The sequence below is a fragment of the Microcystis sp. LE19-41.2A genome, from assembly GCF_027530405.1.
Classification (GTDB): domain Bacteria; phylum Cyanobacteriota; class Cyanobacteriia; order Cyanobacteriales; family Microcystaceae; genus Microcystis; species Microcystis aeruginosa.
The window spans coordinates 1-5,014 of sequence record NZ_JAPZQJ010000023.1; the positions used below are offsets into that span (position 1 = coordinate 1).

5 protein-coding genes are annotated in these 5,014 nt (G+C 44.2%); 3 read left to right on the forward strand and 2 right to left on the reverse strand.

Annotation, left to right across the window (positions count from 1 at the left end; genetic code table 11):
* On the forward strand, positions 1 to 709 hold a 709-nt coding region (locus O9290_RS00845; RefSeq protein WP_288086605.1), incomplete at its 5' end, for an RNA-guided endonuclease TnpB family protein.
* 11 nt (positions 710 to 720) lie between these two features.
* Here the strand turns inward: O9290_RS00845 and nuoF are convergent.
* Positions 721 to 2,328 (reverse strand): NADH-quinone oxidoreductase subunit NuoF, encoded by a 1,608-nt coding sequence (gene nuoF / locus O9290_RS00850; RefSeq protein WP_288054852.1) that lies wholly within the window; start codon positions 2,326 to 2,328, stop codon positions 721 to 723.
* Between the two features lie 28 nt (positions 2,329 to 2,356).
* The gene (hoxE, locus tag O9290_RS00855; RefSeq protein ID WP_002762924.1) at positions 2,357 to 2,866 is read right to left on the reverse strand and encodes a bidirectional hydrogenase complex protein HoxE; all 510 of its coding nucleotides are present in this window, start codon (positions 2,864 to 2,866) and stop codon (positions 2,357 to 2,359) included.
* Positions 2,867 to 3,435: 569 nt separating this feature from the next.
* On the opposite strand from hoxE, the gene O9290_RS00860 reads away from it, so the two are divergent.
* Both O9290_RS00860 and O9290_RS00865 read left to right on the forward strand, forming a co-directional pair.
* Positions 3,436 to 4,428 (forward strand): DUF4351 domain-containing protein, encoded by a 993-nt coding sequence (locus O9290_RS00860; protein WP_288086606.1) that lies wholly within the window; start codon positions 3,436 to 3,438, stop codon positions 4,426 to 4,428.
* 50 nt (positions 4,429 to 4,478) lie between these two features.
* A partial coding sequence (locus tag O9290_RS00865; protein WP_288086607.1) for an RpnC/YadD family protein occupies positions 4,479 to 5,014 on the forward strand: 536 nt, incomplete at its 3' end.

Consider the following 5,014-nt stretch of genomic DNA (forward strand, 5'->3'; position numbering starts at 1 on the left):
CAATAATGGGGAGTCAGTGGGAATTGATCTAGGGATTGCTACCTTTGCTACCCTCTCAACAGGAGAAAAGATAGACGCACCGAAACCGTTAAAGAAACGATTAAAACGACTAAGAAAAGCACAGAAAAACCTTTCTAGAAAGCAAAAAGGAAGTAACCGACGGGAAAAAACAAGAAAACGAGTGGCTAAAATCCACGCAAAGATTAAAGACACTCGTACTGATTTCTTGCAGAAACTATCCACTAGAGTTGTTCGTGAAAATCAAACGATAATTTTAGAGGATTTAAACACATCGGGAATGGTTAAAAATCGCAAGTTGTCCCGTGCTATATCAGATTTAGGATGGCGTTCTTTTCGAGATATGCTATCGGCAAAATCTGACAAATATGGGCGTGATTTTCGGATAATTTCCCGATGGGAGCCAACGTCTCAGAGGTGTTCCTGTTGTGGGAATATCGGCGGGAAGAAAGCGTTAAATATCCGTGAGTGGGAATGTCTTTTCTGTGGGACTTTCCATGATCGAGACGTGAACGCCGCAATTAATATCAAGGTCGCCGGTGGGCAATCGGAGACCTCAAAAAACGGACGCAGAGGAAAGTGTAAGACTTCTGTTAAAGAAGCAGCATCCCGTGAAGCGTCAACCCAACCGAAGATCGTTCAATTAAGTTTGTTTGATCTGCTGGTCATCACCGTCCGGCCCCGGCGGTGAGGATGTCAATCTCAAACAGAGACGGGGTGCTTGATTTCCTCTAACAGAGCCAGATATTCCTCCTTAAAATACTTTAGGGTACTTAAAATCGGATTGGGAGCGCTTTGACCAAGACCACAAAGACTGGTTTCTTTGACCATTTGACAGAGATGTTCTAGGTTTTCGAGGTCGTGAATATCGGCTTTTCGAGCGATAATTTTGGCCAATAATTCAAACATTTGTACTGTTCCCGTGCGACAGGGGATACATTTACCACAGGACTCCTCGCGACAGAACTCCATATAGAATTTCGCCACTTCCACCATACTGGTGGTATCATCCATAACCACCATCCCCCCAGATCCCATCATCGAACCGAGTTTGGCTAAGGATTCGTAATCCACGGGAGTATCGAGTAAATTAGCGGGAATACAACCCCCAGAGGGGCCGCCGGTTTGTACCGCTTTCACTTGACCATCGGGAACACCACCCCCCATCTCCTCGACAATTTCCCGGAGAGTAATACCCATCGGCACTTCAATCAGCCCATTATTGCGAATTTTTCCCGTCAAAGCGAAGATTTTTGTGCCTTTACTGCTGGCAGTACCGATATTGGCGTACCAAGCGGCCCCCTCGCGGATAATAGCGGCGATATTAGCGTAGGACTCCACGTTATTAATCAGGGTGGGACAACCATCGAGACCCGATTGGGCCGGATAGGGGGGACGGGTGCGGGGAGTACCGCGGCCGCCTTCAATGGAATGGATGAGAGCGGTTTCCTCTCCACAGACAAAGGCCCCCGCCCCGATGCGGATATCTACCTTAAAATCGAAAGTGGACTCGAATACTTGGGAACCCATTAAACCAAATTTTTTGGCCTGATTAATCGCTTTTTGCAGACGATCGATCGCCAGAGGATATTCGGCTCTAACATAGATATAACCATGATCCGCCCCCACAGCATAGGCAGCGATCGCCATTCCTTCCAGGACTAAATGGGGGTCACTTTCCAAGACACTACGGTCCATAAACGCCCCGGGGTCGCCTTCATCGGCATTACAGATAACGTATTTTTGTTTACCCGGTTGTTTAGCCACCGTCGCCCATTTTAAACCGGTGGGATAACCCGCACCTCCCCGGCCGCGCAAACCGCTTTTGGTGATTTCCTCCACCACCTGGGCCGGAGTCATCTCGTAGAGGGCCTTGTAGAGAGATTGATAACCCCCGACGGCGATATATTCCTCAATGCGATCGGGATCGATTTTACCGCTATTTTCCCGGACAATTTTGACTTGATGGGAGAAAAAGGGATGTTTTGAGTCCCCTAATTGCACCTCGGTTTTGCCGCCGTTTAAGGCCGCAATAATGCTGGCCGCACTTTCCGGGGTGACTTCTTCGTATAAGAGATCCTGGGGATCCACTTCCACCAACGGACCGCGACCACAAAAACCCATACAACCGACCCCGACCACTTCGACTGTATCCTCTAGGTCTGCTTCTTTGACGGCAGTGGCGAGGTTTTTTTTGATTTGGAGGGAGTTAGCAGCTTGGCAACCGGTGGAAGTGCAACAATGCACCCGGATGCTTTTTTGTCTAGTTTTTTCTTTCTCGGCCACTGCCAATAATTCTTGTAAGTCCATATTCTTCTCAATCCACTAGAGTGAAAAATTACTGGGAGAAACTCTGTAGTTTCGCTAAGACAGTTTCCGAATCTTGTTTAGGGGCCACGACTCCATCGAAGACCACGGCCGGCGCAATCCCACAGGCCCCGATACAACGGGCCGACACTAGGGAAATTTCTCCATCGGCGGTGGTTTCTCCCACTTTGACATCAAAGGCGTTTTCGATGTCTTCGAGGATTTTGCCGCTGCCTTTGACATAACAAGCAGTCCCCATACAGATGATACAGGTGTGTTTTCCCGCCGGTTTCAGGGAAAAGAGATGGTAGAAGGTTGCTACCCCATAGACGCGACTGAGGGGCAGTTTTAGCGCCCGGGCAACGTAGAGGAGAACATCTTCTTCTAGGAATCCAAAGGCTTCTTGGGCTTTGTGCAGGACTTCAATCAGGGCTGATTGATTATATCCTGCCCGCTTCATGGTAATGTCGAGGACTTTGAAGCGTTTATCGCCACTGGGATGCTCTTTTTTCTCCGTTTGACGAGGATTGGCAGTTTGCATAAATCTGAACCAAATAAATTTTAGGGGCGATGACGGGAAAAAGATGGAGAGTTGTCGGTTTTCCTTGGTCATCTCCCTGCTTTTATTCTGACACTGGCTCCGGAGGGCGATCGATAACTTTATCTTTCCTTTAGTTATTGGGGGATAGGGGATTTTTCGGCCTTGTCAAATTGAAAGATGCTCCGAATCAGCCTGGAACTGAAATTACTTTGATAGCAAGGATTGCATTGCATCTTTCCTATAATAGTGTTTAATCAACGAATAGGGCCTTTTATGGCGGGCTTAAGTGGGGAACAAGAGTCGCTCGATTTAGCAGTGGAATATAGCTAGGTAATAGCTGTAGGGCTAATTCATGAATTAGCCCTACAATCAATTATGATGAACCCTGGAAATAGAAAACGGGTTTCTTCGATAAACCCGTTTTCTGCGGGTTTTTTTGCGGGAAGCATCCCCCTCTCCTCGTAGGTTAAAGGGGTAAAGTCATAACAATCTGTTGCCAAAACCGACTTTTCAGAATACAATAGAGAAGAGTAGTCATTCATCACTCAGATTAGTTAAGATGATATTACATGACTAATAATATTGACCATGATCGCTTATTTAAGGAGTTAATCTCCACCTTTTTGGTCGAATTTATTGAGTTATTTTTTCCTCAATTAATCGATTATTTAGATAGGGACTCGATTACTTTTTTAGACAAAGAAGTATTTACCGATGTCACAGAAGGAGAAAGGTATGAAAGCGATTTAGTCGCACAGGTTAAGTTTCGAGGAAAAGAATCTTTTTTCCTGATTCATGTAGAGGCGCAGGAAAGTTCCCGCAAGTGGTTTAACCGGCGAATGTTTACTTATTTTGCTCGCTTTCATGAGAAATTTGTCTTACCGATTTATCCGATTGTCATTTTCTCTTATTCAAAGCCAAAAAGAGCAGCGATTAGTCAATATGTAGTCGATTTTCCCGATTTAAAAGTCTTAGAATTTAATTATCAAGTAGTGCAGTTAAATCGATTAAATTGGCGAGATTTTCTCAATCAAACGAATCCAGTTGCTTCAGCTTTGATGGCGAAGATGAACATTGCCGAGAAAGAGCGAGCTAAGGTGAAGGCGGAATGTCTGCGCTTGTTAATCACTTTAAGGTTAGATGCGGCAAGAATGCAATTAATTTCCGGATTTATTGATACATATCTCAATCTAAATCCGGTGGAAGAGAGACAATTTCAAGAAGAGATTAGCACATTTAGTCAACCCGTACAGGAGGGAGTTATGCAAATTACCACCAGTTGGATGCGTCAAGGTATTGAACAAGGTATCGAACAAGGTATCGAACGCGGTATCGAACAAGGTATCGAACAAGGTATTGAACGGGGTATCGAACGCGGTATCGAACGGGAAAAGACATTGATTCTTCGTCAACTTAAACGCAAGTTAGGGGAGATTAATCCTTCATTAGAAACTCAAATTATGGAGTTAAGTATTGATGATGTCGAAGCATTAGCAGAAGCTTTATTCGATTTCTCTACAGTTGAAGATTTAATCAATTGGTTAAATACTTTAACTGCTTAGTTTTGACGTTAGCGTTCGCCTTCTGACAACAACCCACTAAAATTGTCATAATGAAACAAACAACCGCCAATTATGATGAACCCTGGAAAGAAGCATTAAGCGAGTATTTTGAAGCGTTTTTATACTTCTTTTTTCCTGAAGTTCACCAATTAATTGATTGGACAAAAATTCCCGAATCTCTGGAAAAAGAACTCAAACGGATTACCGCTTCAGCAAAGACAAAAAAACGTTTCGCTGACAAACTCTATAAAGTCTGGTTACTCAGGGGTGAAGAAGTGTGGATTTTGATTCATATTGAAATTCAAAGTCAATACGAAGAAAATTTCCCTCAGAGGATGTATATTTATAACTATCGTGCCTTTGATTTGTATCAGAAACCGGTTATCAGTCTCGCTATATTAGGGGATGAACGAGTAAATTGGCGACCAGATTCTTATAATTATAATATCGCCGGCTGTGAAGTGAGTCTGAAATTCCCAACAGTCAAATTACTGGACTATGAGGAAAGCTGGTCAGAACTAGAAGCAAGCAGCAATCCCTTTGCTATAATCGTCATGGCACACCTGAAAACAAAAGCAACTACTGG

Excerpts from the sequence above, each read along its gene's own strand:
- hoxE (WP_002762924.1), bottom strand. The coding sequence starts at position 2,866 with ATGCAAACTGCCAATCCTCGTCAAACGGAGAAAAAAGAGCATCCCAGT.
- O9290_RS00860 (WP_288086606.1), top strand. The coding sequence starts at position 3,436 with ATGACTAATAATATTGACCATGATCGCTTATTTAAGGAGTTAATCTCC.
- nuoF (WP_288054852.1), bottom strand. The coding sequence starts at position 2,328 with ATGGACTTACAAGAATTATTGGCAGTGGCCGAGAAAGAAAAAACTAGA.